22 protein-coding genes and 1 tRNA gene are annotated in these 20,336 nt (G+C 63.4%); 13 read left to right on the top strand and 10 right to left on the bottom strand.

The features are described from left to right. The 4 genes from QM801_RS02085 to cpdR form a co-directional block, all read right to left on the bottom strand. On the bottom strand, positions 1-480 hold the full coding sequence (locus QM801_RS02085) for an SRPBCC family protein (RefSeq protein ID WP_415017553.1): 480 nt from the start codon (positions 478-480) through the stop codon (positions 1-3). Next, positions 461-823 carry an ArsR/SmtB family transcription factor gene (locus QM801_RS02080; RefSeq protein WP_415020879.1) on the bottom strand — a complete coding sequence of 121 codons (363 nt, stop codon included), beginning with the start codon at positions 821-823 and terminating at the stop codon, positions 461-463. Before QM801_RS02080 ends, QM801_RS02085 begins: the two co-directional genes overlap by 20 nt. Before the next feature lie 100 nt (positions 824-923). Next, positions 924-998: transfer RNA gene (locus QM801_RS02075), tRNA-Val, on the bottom strand. A 104-nt stretch (positions 999-1,102) separates the two neighbouring features. Continuing rightward, complete coding sequence (gene cpdR / locus QM801_RS02070; RefSeq protein WP_415017552.1) at positions 1,103-1,462, bottom strand: cell cycle two-component system response regulator CpdR; 360 nt, start codon at positions 1,460-1,462, stop codon at positions 1,103-1,105. A 246-nt stretch (positions 1,463-1,708) separates the two neighbouring features. Here cpdR and QM801_RS02065 point away from each other — a divergent pair, with 246 nt between their 5' ends. Both QM801_RS02065 and QM801_RS02060 read left to right on the top strand, forming a co-directional pair. After that, a complete protein-coding gene (locus tag QM801_RS02065) occupies positions 1,709-2,596 on the top strand; it encodes an N-formylglutamate amidohydrolase (protein WP_415017551.1) in 888 nt (295 codons plus the stop codon). Between the two features lie 407 nt (positions 2,597-3,003). Further along, positions 3,004-3,792, top strand: coding sequence for an inositol monophosphatase family protein (locus QM801_RS02060; RefSeq protein ID WP_415017550.1), 789 nt, complete (start codon positions 3,004-3,006; stop codon positions 3,790-3,792). A gap of 6 nt (positions 3,793-3,798) precedes the next feature. Here QM801_RS02060 and QM801_RS02055 read toward each other — a convergent pair whose 3' ends face one another. The 3 genes from QM801_RS02055 to QM801_RS02045 form a co-directional block, all read right to left on the bottom strand. After that, positions 3,799-4,206: a DUF2177 family protein gene (locus tag QM801_RS02055; RefSeq protein WP_415017549.1), complete on the bottom strand. Its 408-nt coding sequence runs from the start codon at positions 4,204-4,206 to the stop codon at positions 3,799-3,801. Positions 4,207-4,268: 62 nt separating this feature from the next. Continuing rightward, positions 4,269-4,685 (bottom strand): RNA polymerase-binding protein DksA, encoded by a 417-nt coding sequence (gene dksA / locus QM801_RS02050; protein ID WP_415017548.1) that lies wholly within the window; start codon positions 4,683-4,685, stop codon positions 4,269-4,271. Positions 4,686-4,788: 103 nt separating this feature from the next. Then, a complete protein-coding gene (locus QM801_RS02045) occupies positions 4,789-6,066 on the bottom strand; it encodes an NAD(P)/FAD-dependent oxidoreductase (RefSeq protein ID WP_415017547.1) in 1,278 nt (425 codons plus the stop codon). Between the two features lie 204 nt (positions 6,067-6,270). Between QM801_RS02045 and QM801_RS02040 the strand changes: the two genes are divergently transcribed. The 10 genes from QM801_RS02040 to QM801_RS01995 all read left to right on the top strand — a co-directional run bounded on the left by QM801_RS02040 (position 6,271) and on the right by QM801_RS01995 (position 16,410). After that, the gene (locus QM801_RS02040) at positions 6,271-7,431 is read left to right on the top strand and encodes a hypothetical protein (RefSeq protein ID WP_415017546.1); all 1,161 of its coding nucleotides are present in this window, start codon (positions 6,271-6,273) and stop codon (positions 7,429-7,431) included. After that, positions 7,410-8,801, top strand: a complete 1,392-nt coding sequence (locus QM801_RS02035) for a surface lipoprotein assembly modifier (protein ID WP_415017545.1) — start codon at positions 7,410-7,412, stop codon at positions 8,799-8,801. The genes QM801_RS02040 and QM801_RS02035 overlap by 22 nt, the downstream gene beginning before the upstream one ends. Before the next feature lie 41 nt (positions 8,802-8,842). After that, positions 8,843-9,703: an ATPase gene (locus QM801_RS02030; RefSeq protein WP_415017544.1), complete on the top strand. Its 861-nt coding sequence runs from the start codon at positions 8,843-8,845 to the stop codon at positions 9,701-9,703. Between the two features lie 5 nt (positions 9,704-9,708). Further along, entirely contained in the window at positions 9,709-10,629 is a 921-nt protein-coding gene (metA, locus tag QM801_RS02025; protein ID WP_415017543.1) for a homoserine O-acetyltransferase MetA, read from the top strand. Between the two features lie 106 nt (positions 10,630-10,735). Further along, the gene (locus QM801_RS02020) at positions 10,736-12,172 is read left to right on the top strand and encodes a YcjX family protein (RefSeq protein ID WP_415017542.1); all 1,437 of its coding nucleotides are present in this window, start codon (positions 10,736-10,738) and stop codon (positions 12,170-12,172) included. After that, the gene (locus QM801_RS02015) at positions 12,169-13,221 is read left to right on the top strand and encodes a YcjF family protein (protein WP_415017541.1); all 1,053 of its coding nucleotides are present in this window, start codon (positions 12,169-12,171) and stop codon (positions 13,219-13,221) included. Before QM801_RS02020 ends, QM801_RS02015 begins: the two co-directional genes overlap by 4 nt. Beyond that, entirely contained in the window at positions 13,178-14,155 is a 978-nt protein-coding gene (locus QM801_RS02010) for a zinc metalloprotease HtpX (RefSeq protein ID WP_415017540.1), read from the top strand. The genes QM801_RS02015 and QM801_RS02010 overlap by 44 nt, the downstream gene beginning before the upstream one ends. Before the next feature lie 90 nt (positions 14,156-14,245). Beyond that, positions 14,246-15,475, top strand: a complete 1,230-nt coding sequence (locus tag QM801_RS02005; protein WP_415017539.1) for a GNAT family N-acetyltransferase — start codon at positions 14,246-14,248, stop codon at positions 15,473-15,475. Between the two features lie 88 nt (positions 15,476-15,563). Further along, the gene (locus QM801_RS02000) at positions 15,564-15,992 is read left to right on the top strand and encodes a YeeE/YedE family protein (RefSeq protein WP_415017538.1); all 429 of its coding nucleotides are present in this window, start codon (positions 15,564-15,566) and stop codon (positions 15,990-15,992) included. Position 15,993: 1 nt separating this feature from the next. Then, on the top strand, positions 15,994-16,410 hold the full coding sequence (locus QM801_RS01995) for a DUF6691 family protein (RefSeq protein ID WP_415017537.1): 417 nt from the start codon (positions 15,994-15,996) through the stop codon (positions 16,408-16,410). On the opposite strand, the gene QM801_RS01990 is transcribed toward QM801_RS01995, so the two are convergent. Then, positions 16,407-17,519, bottom strand: a complete 1,113-nt coding sequence (locus tag QM801_RS01990; RefSeq protein ID WP_415017536.1) for a P1 family peptidase — start codon at positions 17,517-17,519, stop codon at positions 16,407-16,409. The genes QM801_RS01995 and QM801_RS01990 overlap by 4 nt on opposite strands. A gap of 44 nt (positions 17,520-17,563) precedes the next feature. On the opposite strand from QM801_RS01990, the gene QM801_RS01985 reads away from it, so the two are divergent. Then, the gene (locus tag QM801_RS01985; RefSeq protein WP_415017535.1) at positions 17,564-19,372 is read left to right on the top strand and encodes a cation:proton antiporter; all 1,809 of its coding nucleotides are present in this window, start codon (positions 17,564-17,566) and stop codon (positions 19,370-19,372) included. Here QM801_RS01985 and QM801_RS01980 read toward each other — a convergent pair whose 3' ends face one another. Next, positions 19,373-19,693 (bottom strand): 2Fe-2S iron-sulfur cluster-binding protein, encoded by a 321-nt coding sequence (locus QM801_RS01980; RefSeq protein WP_415017534.1) that lies wholly within the window; start codon positions 19,691-19,693, stop codon positions 19,373-19,375. It lies immediately after the preceding gene. A 151-nt stretch (positions 19,694-19,844) separates the two neighbouring features. Further along, on the bottom strand, positions 19,845-20,222 hold the full coding sequence (locus QM801_RS01975; RefSeq protein ID WP_415017533.1) for an Hpt domain-containing protein: 378 nt from the start codon (positions 20,220-20,222) through the stop codon (positions 19,845-19,847). Positions 20,223-20,336: the final 114 nt, after the last annotated feature.

Raw genomic sequence — 20,336 nt, 5'->3', positions numbered from 1 at the left:
CTACGCCGTGAGCAACTCGTCCAGTTGCGCGAACTGCTCCGGCAATGCTTCTTCCGCCCCGAGCGAAGCTTCAAGCGCCTCCTTGCTCGGATAGAGTTCACGCAGGACGAGACGTGTCCGGGTTCCTTCCGCTGCAAAGGTGACGGTGGTCACGGCACCATCAGGGCCTTCATCATTGGTCCACACAATCCGCTCGGGCGGCACGACGTCGAGATACGTGCCGAAAAACGCCATCGTCTGATCAGGGCCAGGTTGGCCGAAGGTCAAGCGATAGCTGCCGCCAGTGCGCACATCCATCTCGCAGGCGACAAGGTTCATGCCGGCGGATTTGGGCACCCACCACTGCCGAAACAGCTCCGGCCTCGTCCACGCTGCGAAAAGGATCTCAGGCGCGGCATCGAAGAGGCGCGTCACCACCAGTTCGCGATCCAGCTTCTCGACCTTTGTCTCGTTCCGGCGCTCAGCCTTTCCGTTTTCCATCCAACTCACCTTTTCTTTTGAGGTCTTCAACAACCTTGTCCAGCGCGTCGAAGCGGGCCGCCCAGAGCTGGCGGTAACGTTCGATCCACGCGGCTTCTTCCTCCAGCCTGCGCCAGCCAAGCCTGCAGGTTCGGATACGGCCCACCTTCTCGGTGGTGACGAGCCCTGCCTCTTCCAGCACGCTGACATGCTTCTTCATGCCTGTGAGCGTCATGTGGAAGCGGCGCGCAAGCTCGCTAACGGAAGCATCGGAACGCCCGAGTTGTTCCAGCACGCCACGCCGCGTGGCGTCCGAAAGGGCGTTAAACGAGGTGTCGATGCGGGCGGGTTGATACTGAACCATATGGTTCAGTGTTAGCAGCAGCCACAACACTGCGCAAGGTCGATGGCCTTCGAGACTGAGGCCCGGAGTGACGATGATTGGGATATGTCGAGGAGAAAAATGGTGGGTGGTACAGGGATCGAACCTGTGACCCCTACCATGTCAAGGTAGTGCTCTACCGCTGAGCTAACCACCCACTTTGACGTGCGGTGCGCTGCCTATAGGGGGCAAAGGCGGGGCTGGCAAGAGGCAATGAAACAGCCCCGAGAGGCTGAGGATTTCGCCGTCCTCAGGCCGTCCTCAGGCCGCCATCAGGCGGTTCACTTCATTCACGAGGTCGCGCAGGTGGAAGGGCTTGGAGAGCACCTTCGCTTCCTTGGGCGCCTTGGAATCCGGGTTCAGCGCCACGGCCGCGAAGCCGGTGATGAACATGATCTTCAACGCCGGGTCGAGTTCGGCGGCGCGGCGCGCCAGCTCGATCCCGTCCATTTCCGGCATCACGATATCGGTCAGCAGCAGGTCGAAAGTCTCCTGCTTGATCTCTTCATAGGCGCTGGCACCCTCACCGAAGGAGGTGACGGCGTGACCGGCCTTTTCCAGCGCACTCACCAGAAAGCGCCTCAGGTCCTCGTCGTCTTCTGCCAGAAGGATGCGTGCCATTTTCTTGTCTTGCATGTTCACCTGGTCGTGCCGCCGCGGGGCGACTATGCCCGCCGCGCCACTTCAAATCAATCTCCAGTTCCATAGCGGCTCACGGGTAAACAGGCCGTGAACTGCGGGCACACAGGCATCAGGGGCGCAGGTTTGGGGCATGCTCCGCCATGGACAAATCGGGCGCACTTGCCCATAGTTACATCAGATGCCAGCGCGGCAGGCCCCGCCCGGCAGAAAGGGAACCTCGCCGACATGCCGGCAGACGATGTTCTGGAAATCATCGCACCGCCCGAGTGGACCGTTCCCATGGTCTACAACTCGCCGCACAGCGGCACCATTCTGCCCGACGATTTTCTTGCGCAGGTCCGCCTCGACAGCCGCACCCTGCGCCTCTCCCAGGATTGCTTCGTCGACGAGCTATTCGACGGCTGCATAACGGCCGGGGCGCCCATGCTGCGCGCCCTCCACTCGCGCAGCTACATCGACCTCAACCGCGAACCCTATGAACTTGATCCGCGCATGTTCACGGATCCCCTGCCCGGCCACTTCAACACCGGGTCGCCGCGCGTGGCCTGCGGCCTCGGCACCCTGCCCCGCATCGTTGCCGAAGGTCAGGACATTTACCTCGGGCGCCTGCGTCTCGACGATGCGCTGAAGCGCATCGAAACCGTCTACCGGCCCTATCACCGGGCCCTCGCCACGCTGCTCAACGAAGCCCATCAGGCCACCGGCCAGGTGCTGCTGGTGGATTGCCATTCCATGCCTTCGAGCGCCGTCGACGACATCCAGGGTCCTCACGAACGCCGCATCGACGTGGTGCTGGGCGACAGGTTCGCCGCCTCCTGCGCGCCCGAGGTGACGGCGACGGCCGAGCGCTGCCTCACCGCTGCGGGACTGAACGTGGTCCGCAACCGTCCCTATGCAGGTGGCTTCTTCACCGAGAACCACGGCCGCCCGCGCCTTGGCCGCCACGCCCTGCAGATCGAGATCAACCGCAGTCTCTATATGGATGAGGCCCGGCAGATCAAAACGGCGGGCTTTGCGGCCATCAAGGCCGTGCTCGATGCTTTGTCCCACGACTTCGCCGGGGTTTTGTCGGCGATGGGCAGGAGCGGAGAAATGCCGATGGCGGCAGAGTAAAGCCGACGGAAGCGGGAAGTATCGGCACAATAAAAAAGGGCCGATACGAGATCGGCCCAAGTCTAGGGAGGAAACGCCCAAAAGGGCTGCAAGAGACAGCCGCGGGGGCCGTGTCTTGTGAGCCCGATATGGCACTGCAACATTTGCCTTTCAAGAGGCACGGGTGCATCAGAATTGCTCAGCGTTTTGATCGTTTGGACAAAGAATCAATAAGAACAGGAGTTTGTTGGAAAATCCGCTGATCAAGATAAGAGCCATGCGGATTTTGCATGACTTTCCAACCATGTTGCGATGCAAACCATGCGGCAATCCATGGCCGGAAAACGACAATATGCCCGTCGCTTTGCGGCTTTCCCGGCCATTCCCATTGCGTCTTCCGGGCTTTCGTCGCACAGAGAAACCTCATCATGCTGTCCAGTGAAATCACCGAACTCACGGGCTTTGCCCTGACCCTCGCCGAGCGGGCCGCCGCCGAAATCCTCCCCCACTTCCGCGCCAATGTGCCGATCGACATCAAGGCGGCAGAAACCTGGGACCCTGTGACCGAGGGCGACCGGGCGGGCGAACGGGTCATGCGCCACCTCATCGAGAAGCACTATCCGGCCCATGGCATCATCGGCGAGGAATACGGCAGGCGCGACGGCACCTCGGGCCTCACCTGGATCCTCGATCCGGTCGATGGCACCCGCTCCTTCGTCATCGGCCTGCCGACCTGGGCCACGCTGATCGCGCTCTATGCTAATGGCCGACCGCTGCTCGGCGTCATGTGCCAGCCCTTCGTGGGCGATACCTTCTTCGGCAATCCGGGCGGCGCCTGGCACCGGCGGGGCGGCGAAGAGCGGCAATTGCGGGTCACGCCAGGACGCAATCTCGCCGACAGCATGGGCGGCACGACCTCGCCCCACCTCTACAAGGACGAGCACGCCCAGGCCTTCGACCGCCTGCGCGGGTCAATGAAGTCGATGCGCTATGGCCTCGACAGCTATTCCTTCTGTCTGATGGCGTCAGGCCACCTCGACATCGCCATGGATCCGGTGCTGCAGATCTATGATATCGCCGCGCTCATTCCGATCATGACCGGAGCAGGTGGCATAGTGACCTCGTGGACGGACAATGACCCGAGTCAGGGCGGCAACGTCATCGCCGCTGCATCGCAACGGCTGATGGATCAGGCTCTCGCGGCGATGCAGGGCTAAGGCGGCTCACGCCAGCAGGCGGCGCAGCAGCCAGACGGTCAGGAACGACACCGCCGCCGAGACGAAGGTTCCCCACGCCATGTCGACCAGGGCGACCTTGTTGGTGAAACCCTTGACGGTCGCAAGGTTGGTGAGGTCGTAGGTGGCATAGGCCACAAGACCGAAAATCGCGCCCTTCACGGCGACAAGGCTCAAGGGTTCGCCCTGCATGCCGGGATGGATCACGAACATCACCAGGCCTGCGACGAAGAGAAGATAAAAGGCGAGCGCAATCCCAAGCTGAGGCTCATCGCGCAGCAGGCCACCGAGCTCAGGCGTGTAGAATGCCGGCCCCATGTTGCGGAGCCATACAAAATCGGCGGCCAGGAAAATGACCGCCGCGGTGATGTATTCGATCAGGAGTTGCCGCATCATGATACCTCGGGGCTGCTCAAACCTTTACGGGACGCACGCGACACGGGATCACACGTGCGCGATCAATCGTCCCGGTAGACGCGCTCGCGGCGCTCGTGGCGTTCCTGGGCCTCGATCGACAGCGTGGCGATCGGGCGGGCATCGAGCCGCTTGAGGCTGATGGGATCGCCGGTTTCCTCGCAGTAGCCGTAGGAGCCGTCCTCGATCCGCTTCAGCGCCGCATCGATCTTCGAGATCAGCTTGCGCTGGCGGTCGCGGGTGCGCAGTTCGAGCGACCGGTCGGTCTCCGAAGAGGCGCGGTCGGCGATGTCCGGCAACACATGATTTTCGTCCTGAAGGTGTGACAAGGTCTCCTTGCTCTCCTTCAGAATGTCGTCCTTCCAGGCCAGCAGCTTCTGCCGGAAATACTCCAGCTGCCGCTCGTTCATGAACGGCTCGTCGTCGCTCGGCTTGTAAGTGGCGTCCAGCACGTCAGACATTTTGCGTTTCTCTCCACCCGATTTTGGGCGGCTTATAGCGAGATGAATGGAGGGCCACAAGCCTTGCCAAGCGCCTGTAAGCCTGACGTGATTCGGCCTTGAATCAGGCGCTTTTCGCCTCTTCCCAGCGGTCCTGAGCCTGCATCCACCAGTACGAGCCCTGGACCCCGAGGCGGCCCAACTGGCCAAAAGCCCAGCGTGGCGCAAAGGGGGTGAAGCGGCGCCAGGCGTCATCTTCCCTGGCAATGCCGCGCGCCACCAGAACGCCACCCATGGCGGTGGTGTTGACCCCATGGCCACCGAAGGCGGTGGCGTACCATTGCCCTTCGGCGTCCCGGCCGATGAGCGGCATCTTGTGGATGGCGTAGCCCATCAGGCCCGCCCAGGCGTAGTCGATGCGAGGCGTGCCAAGCCCCGGATAAACTGACAGCATGTCACCTAGCATCAGCGCGGCAAGCCGCTGCGGCTCCGACACGCGGGTGGTGATGCGCCCGCCCCACAGCAGGCGGCCGTCCTTCACCAAGCGGTAGTAGTCCCCGGCGCGGCGCGTATCGGCGATGGCCGCACCCGTCCTGATCACGTCCTGCTGCAGTGCATTGGTGACGGCCACATAGGTAGCGACCGGAAGCATCGCCTGCCCCGAGGGCCGGTGCAGGTCGGGCGAGAGCGACGAGACACAGTGCACCACATGTTTTGCCCGCACCTGCCCTCCTCCCGCAGTCACAACAAATGATGAGCCTTCCTTCCGGCAAGAGGTCGCGCGCGAATTCTCATGGATCGCAACTCCCGCGTCCGTCGCGAGGCGTGCCAGCAGCAGGCCATAGGCCAGCGGATGAATGTGGAACGCATTCTCGGAAACGACGCTCTCGAAATAGCGCGGCGAGACGAGATGAAGCCGCGTCTCTTCTGCCGTCGAATAGCGGAGCGTCTCTCCGAAATCGGCACGCATCATGTCGGCGTAGGATTTGAGGCCGCCCGTGTCGCGGTGGCGAAGCGCCACGCGCATGCCGCTGCCATGAATGAGCGACGGCTCATGGGCGGTGATCACAGTGCGCACATATTCCGTGCCGTCCCGCGACAATTGATAAAGCGCCTGCGCGGCCTGCTTGCCGACCTTGGCCATCACGCCGTCCACGCCGAGCGCAAAGCCGCTCGACACGAAGCCGCCATTGCGACCCGATGCGCCACAAGCGACTCGGCCACCTTCGAGCAGAACAGTTTGCAGTCCGCGCTTCTGGCATTCGAGCGCCGTCACCAGCCCGGCGAAGCCGCCACCCACAACGCAGACATCTGCATCGATCGAGGCTCGCAGTGCCGGATACTCTTCACGCGTCACCGTCGCTTCGTACCAGCTTTCCGCCGGTTTAATTTCCTGTCGCAATTTAGGACACTCACCACTTGTTATCCTTAACGGAAATTTAGCGGAACCCGTGCATTTTGAGGAGACAGTTTTGTATGGGTCGGTAACATGCGTCGTTTGTCGTTGTTCTCAGTTCTTGTTGCGTCAGTCTCACTGGCAGGTTGTGCCGGTGGCAGTGGCTCCTCCAGCGCACTCCTTCTTGCGAGTGATCTCAGCGTCTGCGGCTTGAGCTGCGACACAACCGGCTCGGGCAGTGGAGGCTCGGGTAGCGGAACAGGTGGCAGCACGGGCGGCACCGGTGGAGGCACCGGCGTCGATACCAGCGGCGGTTCGCCCGGCGCCGACAACGGCAACGGCGGCAACACCACCAACCTCAACACCGGCGACCCCGTGATCGCCCTTGAAGCAGGCACCGTGGTCTCGTCAAAGACCAGCCCGTCTCTCGGCAAACTCACCATCATCTCCGGCAGCCCCAATAAGGCAAAGCTCGAGGTCGACACCAACACGTCCAACAACAACAAGTGGGCCGTTCCCAAGACGATGGATGAATATCTCGTCGGTACCAACGCCAGCAGCGGCCTTGGCATGGGTGCGGCGGGCGGCAGCGGCACCACGGGTGGCGTGAGCTACAACGAATACCGCGCCTACCAGAACTCGGCCACCGACTCCTATGACGAGGTGCTTCAGGTCTGGACCTTCGGCGACAGCTACGCCGCTCAGTACCGCGATGAAACAAGCGGCTCCGAAACCGCTGACAAGCAGGCCTGGGCCTTCGGCGGCATGAATGCCGGCGTGACGCCGGGCACCAAGGCGTCGGGCAGCGCCATCTACAATGGCCGCTTCGGCTCCACCGCCATCACCCGCAACTGGATCAACTCGCAGGATTCGAACCAGCAGGCGGACTGGAACAACTCCTGGCGCGTGAACGGCAGCTCTCAGACAACTGTGAACTTCAACACCAACACCGTGAATGCCCGCCTTTCGCCGGAAACCTGGCAGACGGAAGCCGACTTCAACAACTGGAGCGGCTTCGTCGTGACCGTGAATACCTCGAACACGGCCGACCCCAACTATGCAGGCTACATGAGCAGCGACATCACGCTCTCCGGCACCCTCACCAAGACCGCGACCGGCAACAAGATCGCCGGCGGCGCCAGCATGGACTCGGCCGACGGCTGGCTCTCGGATGGTTCGAACAATCCCTTCTATGGCGCGGTCTATGGCGCCAACGGACAGGACGTGACCGGCGTCTTCGCCACCACGGCCGTGAACCCCTCGCCGATCGGCGGCACCACGCCGCTCAACAATCCGGCCCGCGGTTACATCAACCACTCGGGTGCGTTCAACGGCGAATGCACGGCGACATGCCCGACCATCGCACCCTGATCCGCTTTGCAGCAAGCGTCGGCAAGCGCGCCATTCCCGGCGCGCTTGTTGCGTTGCTGGCCATTCCCCATGCCGAGGCGGCGCACCCCGTGGCGCCCAGCGCGCAACAGATTTCCGAATATGAAAGCGTCGATGAAACGCAGCGCATCAAGCTGCTGATCCATCTCGCCCGCTCCGGCCAGCAGGATCTCGCAGCGGAACTTTTGCGCCGCTATCCGCTGAGCGGCCCGCACGCGCAGAACCGCACCTACTTCATCCAGGGCCTGATCATGAAGGCGGACGGCAACCTGACGGGGGCCGTCAAGGTTTTCCGCGCTGCGCTCGCCAACGACCCGCGCCTCACACTCGTGCGCGCCGAACTGGCCCAGACCCTTGTCGCCCTCGATGAAGACGACAGCGCCAAGCATCACCTTGAACTGCTTGCGTCGGAAGCGCCGACCCAGGCCGAAGCCGACGGCATCCGCTCCTATGTCGACAAGATCGACGAGAAGAGCCCCTACAAGTTCAGCTTCTATGTGGCGGCGGCACCGTCCACCAACGTCAACAACGGCTCGGGCCATTCCACCGTCTATTCACCGCTCTTCGGCAGCAACCTGACGATCAGCGATAACGGCCGCAAGCAATCGGGCGTCGGCGTGCTGGCCGGTGTCAACGGCGCTTTCCAGCGCCGCCTCGGCAATGACTTCTCTTTCGTCGCCGCCGGCAATGCCGAGGCCCGCGTCTACAATGACAGCACCTACAACACGCTCTCCTTCAGCCAGTCGGCGGAGCTGCGCTATCTCCTGAAGCGCGGTTATCTCGGCGGCGGTGCGGTCTCGAGCCAGCTCGTCGACGATGACACGCTGGACATGAGCTACATCAGCTACGGCCCGCGCGTCTCTGCCCGCCTCAATCTCTCCGGCAAGGATGTCGTCACGGGCTCCTCCACCTATGAATGGCGCGACTACTCCGGCGGCACCTCGAGCGACGGCACGGCCTGGCTCAACGATGCGGCTTGGACCCATTCCTTCAACTCCGCGCTGAGTGTCACGCTCTCCGGCGGTTATGACGACGTGAAGCTTGAACTCGCCCAGAACTCCTACGACTCCTGGTCGGTGGGCGGCGGCATCTACTCGGAACTGCCGCACGGCATCACCGCCAACCTCAACGGCGAAGTGAAGTTCTCGGAATTCGACGACACCAACCTTCTGGCTGGCATTGTCCGCAAGGATACCCGCTATGTGGCGGGGATCGGGCTTACCAAGCGTGACGTCAACCTCTTCGGCTTCGCCCCGGAGATCGCCTACACCTATGTCCGGAATGCCAGCAATATCAGCATGTTCGACTATGACAGCCACGCGGTGGACGTCCGCCTCACCAAGGACTTCTGAGCGAGTTGCAGCCGGGCGTGCGCCTCGCTAAAGCACCTTCCATGCGCTTTTCATCCGGCAAGGACTTCCAGAACTGGCCCCACAAGGCCGTCACCGTCTTCGGCATGTCCGGGGTCGGAAAGACCACCTTTGCCCAGCTCCTGCAGGAGCACCACTGGTTCCACTACTCGGTCGATTACCGGATCGGCACCAAGTACATGGATGAGCACATCGCCGACAACTACAAGCGTGAGGCGATGAAGAACCCCTTCCTGCGCGACCTGCTGCGCTCGGACTCGATCTACATCCGCTCCAACATCACCTTCGACAATCTGGCGCCACTCTCCACCTATCTCGGCAAGCCCGGCAATCCTGCCAAGGGCGGCATTCCCTTTGCCGAGTACAAGCGCCGCCAGGCCGAGCACCGTGAAGCCGAGATCCGCTCGCTCCAGGACGTGCCGGACTTCATCCGCCGGGCCCGCGAGGTCTACCAGTACGAACACTTCATCTGCGACAGCGGCGGATCGCTCTGCGAGGTGGTCGATCCGGACGACGCGAACGATCCGGTTGTGAAGACGCTCGCGGCCAACACGCTGCTCCTCTATATCGAGGGCACGCCGGAACACACCGCCATGCTGGTGGACCGCTTCCGCAAATATCCCAAGCCCATGTACTACCAGCCCGCCTTCCTCGATGCGAAGTGGGCCGAGTACAAGGACCTGAACAAGATCAGGAACGATGATGATGTCGATCCCAACGGCTTCGCCGTCTGGGGCTTCGAGCAGCTTCTGCATCACCGGATCCCGCTCTACGCGAAGATTGCGAAGAACTTCGGCTACATGGTTCGAATGCGTGACGTGCCCACCGTCACCTCCGACGAGGATTTCGTACGCCTCATCTCCCGAACCATCGATCAGAAGTAAATCCCATGCCCATCCGTATTCCGAACGACTTGCCCGCCCGCAAAATCCTTGAGCGCGAGGGCGTCAGCCTCATGACCGAGGCCACCGCCGCGCGGCAGGACATCCGCCCGCTCAAGATCGGCCTCCTCAACCTGATGCCCGAGAAGATCAAGACCGAGACGCAGTTCGCGCGCCTGATCGGCGCAACGCCGCTGCAGGTCGATCTCCGTCTCGTGCGCGTCGGCAGCCACACGCCCAAGAACACCTCGCAGGAGCACATGATTGCCTTCTACGAGGCCTGGGAGGACATCGCCCACGAGAAGTTCGACGGCTTCATCGTCACCGGCGCGCCGATCGAGCACCTGCCCTTCGAGGGCGTAACCTACTGGAAGGAACTGCAGCGCATCTTCGACTGGACGCAGACGCACGTGCACTCGTCCTTCCACATCTGCTGGGGCGCGCAGGCCGCCTTGCACCACTTCCACGGCGTGCCGAAGCACGCCCTGCCGCAGAAGGCCTTCGGCGTCTATCGCCACAAGAACCTCAATGCCGCCTCGCCCTACCTGCGCGGCTTCTCCGACGACTTCTCCATGCCCGTGTCGCGCTGGACCGAGGTGCGGCGGGCCGAACTGCCCAAGGCGGGCCGCCTCGAGGTGCTGATGGAGTCGGAAGAGGTCGGCCTCTGCCTGATCAACGATCCGGACCACCGTTCGCTCTACATGTTCAACCACATCGAATATGACACGATGACACTCGCGGACGAGTACAACCGCGATGTGGCGGCGAAGAAGGCGATCAACATGCCGGCCAACTATTTCCCCGGAAACGACGCCAAGCGTCCTCCGGAGAACCGCTGGCGGAGCCACGCCCACCTGCTCTTCGGCAACTGGATCAACGAAGTCTACCAGACGACGCCCTATGATCTCGCCCGCATCGGCCAGGACTGAGAGCTGCAATAAACGCAGCCAAAACAACCGGCTCTTGCAGTCAGGCTTCGCCATCGCCACCTAGCGGCTGAGACGCTACACTGCGTCTGGGTTGAAAAAAGGGCGCATGGCGTTGAATTTGACCGATCTTGTGGATGGCACCCGCCTCGCGGCGGGCGGCCTCAAGGACTTTGCCACGGGCCTCGTCAGCCCGTCGCTGAGGCTTGGCGTGACTGGACTGTCACGCTCCGGCAAGACGGTGTTCATCACCGCCCTCGTCCACGCCTTGCTGAAGCAGGCGCGCCTGCCGGTGTTCGAAGCCCATGCCAGGGGCCGCATCAGCCGCTGCTATCTCGAACCGCAGCCGGACGATGATCTGCCGCGCTTCTCCTATGAAAAGCACCTCGAGGCGCTCACCGGCCCCGACCGCCATTGGCCCGAGGGCACGCGCCGCATCAGCCAGTTGCGCCTGACGATCGAATACGAACCGCGCGGATTGCTCGCCCGCAATCTGCACGGCGGGAAGCTGCATCTCGACATCGTCGACTATCCGGGTGAATGGCTGCTCGATCTGCCGCTCATGTCACAGACCTATGCACAGTGGTCGGCAGCAACGGTTGCCGGCAGCCGCAAGTCGCCACGGCTTGCCCACGCGAAGGAGTGGCACGCCCATCTCGCGAGCCTTGATCCTGCAGGCCCATCGGATGAGCAGCAGGCCCTGAAGGCGAGCGAACTCTTCACCGCCTATCTCGCCCGCTGCCGCGAAGACGACGTGGCGCTGTCCACCCTGCCGCCCGGCCGCTTCCTCATGCCGGGCGACCTCGCGGGCTCGCCTATGCTGTCCTTTGCACCACTCGATGTGCCGCCCGATCATGATCCGGTGTCAGGCTCTCTCGCCGCCCTCATGGCGCGCCGGTACGATGCCTATGTCGCCCGCGTGGTGAAGCCCTTCTTCTTCGGCCACTTCGCCCGTCTCGACCGGCAGATCGTGCTCGTCGATGTGCTCTCGGCCCTCAATGCCGGTCCTGCCGCCGTCAATGATCTCCGCGCGGCGTTGACGGGCGTGCTTGGAAGCTTCCGCATCGGCGCCAATTCCTTTGCCTCGGTGCTGCTCGGGCGGCGCATCGAGCGTGTGCTTTTCGCCGCCACCAAGGCCGACCTGTTGCATCACACCAGTCATGACCGCCTCGAAGCGATCCTGCGCGTGCTCGTCGACGAGGCCGCGAAGAAAGCCGAATTCAGCGGCGCCACCCATGATGTGGCAGCGCTGGCCGCGATCCGCGCAACCCGCGAAGCCATGGTGACGCGCGGCAAGGACCAGCTTCCCTGCATTTCGGGTGTGCCCCAGGCGGGCGAGGAACTCGGCACCACCTTCGACGGCGAGAAGGAAGCCGCCATCTTCCCCGGCGATCTCCCGGCCGATCCTGAAGCGGCACTTCGCGGCGATCTCGAAGGGCAACTGAAATTCGTGCGCTTCCGCCCGCCGCTCATCAAGGATGTCACTTTCCCCCACATCCGGCTGGACCGTGCCATCGAGTTTCTCATCGGAGACCGCTTCACATGAGCCGCAAACCGCAAGCCTTCGTGCTCGAGGACGACAAGGCCGCACACACGGACAAGAAGGCGTCACCGCGGGCCCATGTGGAATTCGCGCCCGAAAGCGAAAACCAGGATCTGGTCGTGGTGCCGCCCGCCGGTGTCGAGGCCAAGCCGCGCCGCATGCCGTGGCTGACGATCCTGGTCTCGGCCCTTGCCACGCTGGTGATGATGGCGGCGGGTGCTGCCGTCACCCAGATGGTTGAAGACTTCTTCACCCGCTCCGCCTTGCTCGGCTGGACCGCGCTTGCGGTCGCGGGCATCGCGGGGTTTGCGGCGCTTGCGATCATCGCCCGCGAAATCTGGGGCCTTGTCCGCCTCAACAAGATCGAAGGGATGCAGGAACTCGCGGCCCGCGCCATCAACCTCGATGAACAGAAGGCGGCACGCGCACTCGAGGATGGCCTCCGCAGCATCTACGGAAGCCGCACCGACCTTGCCTGGCCCATGAAGGAATTTGCCGCCCTTGGTGGCGACATCATCGACCCGCGCGACCGCGTGCTGCTCGCCGACCGCCTGCTCATGGAGCCGCTCGACGAAGCGGCCCATCGCATCATCGCCCGCCGCGCCTGCCGCGTCACGCTGCTCACCACGGTGACGCCGGCCGCGGCACTCGACATTCTCTTCGTCGCCTCCCAGAACCTCGGGCTCCTGCGCGAACTTGCGGCTCTCTATGGCGGACGGCCCTCAACGCTTTCCACCCTGCAGCTTGCCCGCATGGTGATCACCCATCTTGCCGTCACCGGCGGGCTCGCCCTCTCCGACAGCCTGATCCAGCATGTCGTCGGCAAGGGCCTGCTGGGCCGCCTCTCGGCGCGCTTCGGCGAAGGAGCGGTGAACGGCATTCTCACCAGCCGCATCGGGCTTGCCGCCATGGATGTCTGCCGCCCCATTCCGGCCCGTACGCCGGCGCGTGAAGCGCTTGGCAAGCTCTTGCGCGAGATCGTAAGCTTCCCGCCGAAAAACTCCTCGGATGACGCACGCAAACCTGAATCCGGAAACCCAGCGGAATCATAACCGCCGCAACGCCCTTCACACGGCGCTGCTGATCGGCGGCACCGGCCTGCTGATGGGTCTCATGGCCTATTCGGTACTGGGCGTGCTGGGGCTGATCGGGGCCGCGGTCTTCGGCGCCATCGGCCTTGCCAGCCTCAGCCGCATGTCGCCCAAGCTCATCCTCAATCTCTACAAGGCGAGGCCGCTCGGCGACAACGAACTGCCGGAACTGCAACAGGTATTGCGGCAACTGGCGAAGCGCGCCGATCTCCCAGCGGTGCCGCAGCTTCACTACGTGCCGAGCCGCATGCTCAATGCCTTCGCGGTCGGCACCCGGCAGGACTCGGCCATCGCCGTCACAGACGGGCTGGTGCGCGGCATGACCCTGCGGCAGATCACCGGCATCCTCGCCCATGAGACGGCGCACATCGCGAACGGCGACCTCAAGGTGATGGGGCTCGCCGATGTGCTCAACCGCATCACCAGCCTGATGTCGATGATCGGCCTCATCGGTGTCCCCATCGTCTTCGGCACAGGCGTCGACATTCCCTATGTCGGCCTCTTCATGCTGATCTTTGCGCCGACGATCGGTGGACTTTTGCAACTCGGCCTGTCGCGGGCCCGCGAATACGACGCCGACCTCGACGGCGTTACCCTGACCGGCGACCCGGAAGGTCTGGTCGAAGCCCTGTCGGCTCTCGAAAACTACCAGCGCGGCGTCTGGGAGGGCATGTTCCTTCCGGGAAGCCGCGTCCCACAGCCCTCCCTGCTCCGCACCCATCCGAAAACGGAAGACCGCATCGCCCGCCTGCGCGCGCTCACCACGGGTACAGTGGCACAGCCCGCCAGCGAAACCCGCCTGCGCCCCGACACCCTCAGGGGGCCACATCCGTCGCTTGTTCCGCACGTTTCCAACCCGCGCATCCGCTGGGCCCGCTTCGGCATTTACTTCTGATTAACCCTCCCCGCGTTTGCGCAGCGCGCGGCAGCAAAATCCTCATATTGTCATGGCAGGGGTGGCAGCCGAACACAGGGGAGTTGCCTCATGGACAGACTGACGGCTTTGCCGCGCACCAGCGAGATGGCTGGGGCTGCCCTGAAGCAGGCTGATCTTGTCAGCACCCTTCCGGCCTCGGCCCACATCAGCCTCGTGACTTCGCTTGGCGGCGTTCGCGCACTCGAGAAGGACTGGCTTGCCCTGGAAACCGACAGCCAGGGAACCACCACCGTCTTCCAGACCTACGAATGGGCCTCCACCTGGTGCAAGATCTATTGCGCCGGCGAAACCGGTTCCAGCATTCACATCATCACCGGCTATGATCAGAACCGTCTTGTCTTCCTCTGGCCCTTGATGCTGACGCGCCGCGTCGGCCTCAATGTGCTGTGCTGGCTCACCGAACCCTTCGGCCAATACGGCGACGTGCTCTGCGCCAAGGGGCAGAACGCCCAGATGTGGGTGGGACAGGCGCTAGCCTTCATCCGCAGGCTCAAGGGCATTGACGTGCTCCGCCTCCGCCACGTGCGCGACGACAGTGCCATTGCCGCATCCGCCGGCAAGATCCTGGTGAACGCCCATCTCGACGAGCGCGCGCCCTATCTCGATCTCACCCAGTTCGCCACCGAAGCGGACTACGAGAACCGCTACACCGGCACGCAGCGCAAGCGCCGCAAGAAGATCCGCAAGCATCTCGAGGAATTGGGCGAGGTGAGCTTCACCCGGCTGCCCTTGGGCACGCTCTCCGACAAGGCCATCGTCGATGCCATGAGCGAGAAGAACAAGTGGCTCGCCGAACGCGGCCGCATCAACCAGATCATGGCCTGCCCCTTCCATTCCGAGTTCCTCAAGGCACTCGCCCGCGGCAAGCAGCGCAGCATCGAAATGGTGGTGACGGAACTCCGCGCCGGCGACCGCGCCGTCTCGTGGGAGATCAGCTTCCGCTTCGGCGGCACGCACTTCGCCTACATCACCTCGCATGCGAACGACCTCACCGACCTGTCGCCCGGCCGCCTGCACTTCGACCTGTCGCAGCGCGCCTGTCTCGCCGATGGCATGAAGTCCTTCGACCTGATGGTGCCTTACGACGCCCACAAGGAATCCTGGAGCTCGGCCTGCATGCCGACCCAGGACTATTACCTGCCGCTGTCGCGCAAGGGCCTCGTCGCGGGCAAGCTGTACCTCAGCTACATCCGGCCCAAGCTCCGGGCGATCTACTATCGCCTGCCGCAATCCCTGCTGCGCTACATCAACCCGCTCCGCCGCAACGCCGAGGGCTGACCCCCAAATACACTCAAGGCTGATGTGAATTCATGGAGACTGTGCAGGGGCCGGCGTCTTGCGCTAAGGCACCCTCGGAGCAGTCATCATGGTCATCACGGAATTCACCCCACTGGCAGGTGCAATCGGCGGCGCGCTGATCGGATTTTCAGCCGTCCTCCTGCTCGCCACCGCCGGCCGCATCGCCGGAGCAAGTTTCATCTTCGGCGGCCTCTTCACCAGCCGCCTCGACGAGAACTTCACCTGGAAAGCGCTGTTCATGGCGGGCCTACTGGCGGGAGGCGCAATCGCCGGCTGGTTCGCTCCGCCGCAAATCACCTTTCCGTCCGGCCCGATCCTCACCGCCATCAGCGGATTCATCGTGGGCGTTGGCGTCACGCTCGGAAACGGCTGCACCTCGGGCCATGGCATCTGCGGCCTGGCGCGCTTCTCGAAACGCTCGCTCGCTGCAACCGTCACCTTCATGGCGGTCGCCATCGTAACGGTCTACGTGACTCGCCACGTGATCGGGGCCTGACATGCGAGCCTTCTTTATTCTCGTGAGCGGCCTTCTCTTCGGCCTTGGCGTTACCCTTTCCGGCATGGTCGATCCGTTGAAGGTGCTGAACTTCATGGATATCACCGGTACTTTCGATCCCACCCTGCTGTTCGTCATGGGCGCTGGTCTGGCGGTGACGCTCGTAGGCTACCGCATCGTCCTGGGCTGGCAGAAGCCACTCCTCGCGGAGCGCTTCCATCTTCCTGTCCGGAGCATGATCGATGCGCGACTCCTTGCAGGCGCAGCGCTCTTCGGCATCGGCTGGGGCCTCAGCGGTTTCTGCCCCGGACCTGCGGTCGCAAGCCTTGTCTTCGGTCACCTGCCGAGCGTGATCTTCGTCGCCGCCATGGCGGCCGGCATGGTGATCACCCGCCGCCTCGCGCCACGGGCCGGCTAGATTCGGTTATAGCGCTTCATCAGTTCCATCACCTGATCGAGCGGCAGCGCGATGGAGCGGTTTCCGTCGCGCCCTGTCATCGTCTCGTTGGCCACCATGGAATCGATCACCGCTTCTTCCGTCGCCTCTGCGACTGCGCGGAACAGGCCATCGATGGCGCCGTTGCCGAGGTAGTCTGCCTTCCGCAAGGCCGTGCGCTGCTCGTGGGCCGCCGCATTCGCGGTGGAGAAGGCGAGGAAGATATCGCCCGAACTGTTGCTGCCGATGGTGCCGGTCCGCGCCAGCCCCACCGGCACGCGCCGCGCCAGGCGCTTCAGCTGATGCGGCTGCAGGGGTGCATCGGTTGCGATGATGACAATGATCGAGCCTTGCTCCTTGCCGCGCAGTTGGTCGTGCAGGATGTGGGCACCGATGGGCACGCCCAGCAGCGTGAAGTCCGGCCGCCGCCCGAAATTCGACTGCACGAAAACGCCGAGCGTATATCGGACGCCGTCGATCTCGACGAGCCGCGAGGCGCTGCCGTTCCCGGCCTTGAAGTCATAGGTGATCATGCCGGTGCCGCCACCGACACTGCCGAGTTCGATCGCCCCTCCGCGTGCACTGTCGAGTGCCGCAAACGTATGCTCGGCAGTCACATGAAAGCCGTTGATGTCGTTGAGGTCGCCGTCATAGGTCTCGGCAGCCACCGGCAGACCCCAGTCCTGCCCGGTGCCCACCTTGCGTTCGACCATCCACTGGATGGTCGCATCGCGTGTGATGCCGCAGGAATGTGTATTGGTGATTGTAATCGGCGTCTGCAACTCGCCCGCTTCCTCGATCCAGACCAACCCGGTCATCTCGCCATTGCCGTTGAAGGATGAGAAGCCTGCCGCACACGGCACGTTTGCACCGGACCGGCCGCGCGGCAGAATGGCCGTGACACCCGTTCTCACCGGCCCATTGCCCCGCACCAACCGGCCCTCACCGGAGATGAGCGTGGTGACGCCCACTTCCACGCCCGCCACGTCGGTGATGGCGTTGAACGTTCCCGGCTCGCCTTGCAGTGGCAGGCCGAGGCCCCGGGAGCGCAACTTGCCTTGCGGCGTCTTCATCCAGTGGATCGACGTCATGATGTTTCCTTGAGTTGCGACCGGGAACCCGCTTTAACTTTGTCATGGTCGCTGAATCGGTATCGCATTTCAAGGATGCGCTCATCGTGCTGGGCACGGCGGGTGTGGCAATACCGTTGCTGAAGCGCATCGGCATCAACAACATCCTCGGCTTCATGCTGGTGGGCGTCATCCTCGGGCCGAACATCCTGGGCGGGCTTGCGCTCTATTGGCCGCCGCTATCGTCGCTCGCGCTCACCGACGAGGCTTCGGTCGCGGCCCTGGGTGAGCTCGGCGTCGTCTTCCTGCTCTTCCTGATCGGGCTTGAGCTGTCGCCCGAACGCCTGCTCACCATGAAGCGCCTCGTCTTCGGCCTCGGCGTCACCCAGGTGGTGATCAGCATGGTCGCCATCATGCTGGCGGCCAAGGCGCTTGGCCTCGACCAGCGCTCGGCCATCGTCGTCGGCATGGCGCTTTCGCTGTCGTCCACCGCCATCGTCGTGCAGATGTTCACCAGCGAACGCCGCCTCGGAACCCAGGCGGGCCGCACCAGCTTCGCCGTGCTGCTGCTGCAGGACCTTGCCATCATCCCGATGCTGATCCTCGTCGACATCATGGGTGATCCCGTCGGTTCGGACATGATGACCAGCATCGGTCTCGCAGCCCTCAAGACGGCAGGCGCCATTGCGGTGATCGTCGCCGTGGGGCGCTTCGGTCTCCGCCCGCTGCTGAAACTCGTCTCGGCCAGCAACAGCCCCGAGATCTTCATGTCCGCGGTTCTCTTCATCGCCATCGGCACGGGCGCACTCGCAACTTCCGCCGGCCTGTCCATGTCGCTCGGTGCCTTCGTTGCGGGCCTGATGCTCGCTGAAACCGAATACCGCCGCGCCATCGAAGCGATCATCGAGCCCTTCAAGGGCCTGCTGCTCGGCCTGTTCTTCCTGCTCGTCGGTCTTGGCCTCGACATCCACGGCATCCTTGCCGAGCCCATCGTTATCCTGGGCGTCGCCCTTGGCCTGATCGCCCTCAAGGCGGCAATTACCTACGCATTGGCGCGATATTTCCGCGTCGCCCGCCACGCCGCATTGGAGTCGGCATTCCTGCTCGGCCCCTGCGGCGAGTTCGCCTTCGTCATCATCGGTGCGGCAGCGGCGTCAAACGTGGTGAAGCCGGAAGATACCAACATCGCGCTCCTCGTCGTCACGCTCACCATGTTCGCTCTTCCCGTGATCGGCAAGGCGACGCGGCCCGTGGTCGACACCCTGCGCAAGGGAGCTGCCGTCACCGCCCTGCCGCAGCCTTCACTCTCGCCCGGCGGTGAGCCACAGGTGATCATCGCGGGCTATGGCCGCGTGGGCTCGCTCATTGCCTCCATGCTGGAGGAACACAATCTCACCTATCTCGCCATCGACACCGATGTGCAGGTGGTGAGCCAGCACTATGGGCAGGGCCACAAGGTGTTCTTCGGTGATGCCGTCGATCCGGTGTTTCTCAGCAAGTGCGGCCTCGCCACGGCGAAAGCCATCGCCGTCACCATGGACAATCCGGTGAAGGCGGAAGAGATCGTGCGCATCGCGCGCCAGGAAAATCCGGGTATCAAGATCATCGCCCGCGCCCGCGACGAGCGCCATGCCATGAAGCTCTATCTCGCCGGCGTCACAGAGGCCGTGCCGGAGACGATCGAATCCAGCCTGCAATTGGGTGAAGCGCTTCTCGTCGAAACAGGCGTGCCCATGGGGTTGGCCATCGCTTCGGTGCACGAGCGCCGCGACGGCTTCCGCAAACTGCTCGGCCGACCGAACCGCCGCGAGGCCGTCAGCGCAGCGCGCCGCAAGCTGCGCAACCGCATGCCGGCCAAGGAACGGAACGAGTGATCAGAACTGCTTTTCGGGAACCCGGACGCGAAGCCCGTCGAGGGCGTCCGTCACCTTGATCTGGCAGGAGAGGCGGGAGTTGTCCTTCACGTCGAAGGCGAAATCCAGCATGTCCGCTTCCATCGGGCTGCGAGCACCCGTCTTCTCCACCCACTCCTGCTCGACGTAGACATGGCAGGTGGCGCAGGCGCAGGCGCCGCCGCAATCCGCATCGATGCCGGGCACCTGGTTCTTCACGGCCGTCTCCATGACGGTCATGCCGGGCGTGCCGTTGGTCTCGATTTCGCTGCCGTTGTGCTGGATGAAGGTGATTTTCGCCATGGTTCCTGCCGGAGTTCTGCCGGTGAAAGTGCAATTTTGGCGGTCTCTTAGGTGATGTGCCTGTATCTGGCAACTGCACCCGCGCTCACCCCCAGCCGGCCGGAATTGACCGGCCTCGCTGCCCGCATATGGGATCAGGAAACAGGTTTTTCTAGCGGAGGTAGTTTTTTGCCGCGTCCTGGAAGGCATCGGCCTCCGCCATGAACTGATCGGCGATGCGGGTGCGGGCTTCAGGGTCCTGGGGCGAGCCTGCCAGTTCCCACTGGGCTGCCAGTTCGGCAATCCGGTTGGCGCCGACGGAGGCCGCCGCCCCCTTGAGGGTGTGGGTGAGGAAGCGCCAGGCGGTGGTGGTCATGGGCCGGGTGAAGGCCTGCTTGGCCTCGTTCACCTGGGCCAGGAACAGCCCCACGATCTCATTCTGGAGGTCGGGATCGCCAAAGGTCTGCCGGACGAAATGCACCTCGTCGAAGACGGCCCCCGGAACGGGCGCAGCCTGGGGGAGCGGGAACTTGTGAAGGGCAGAGGACACGGCGGCTTTTCCTTGGTCTGAGCCGGAAAAACTGCCACAAAGTCAATGACATCCCCTGAAAAAAGAGGGTTTGCAGGGGGTTTCCTGAATCGAATCAATTCGCTCCACATTTTT

The sequence above is a fragment of the Aestuariivirga sp. genome (assembly GCF_047600585.1).
Classification (GTDB): Bacteria; Pseudomonadota; Alphaproteobacteria; order Rhizobiales; family Aestuariivirgaceae; genus Aestuariivirga.
The sequence above is the reverse complement of the archived record's forward strand: the minus strand, read 5'-3'. Positions and strand labels throughout refer to the sequence as shown.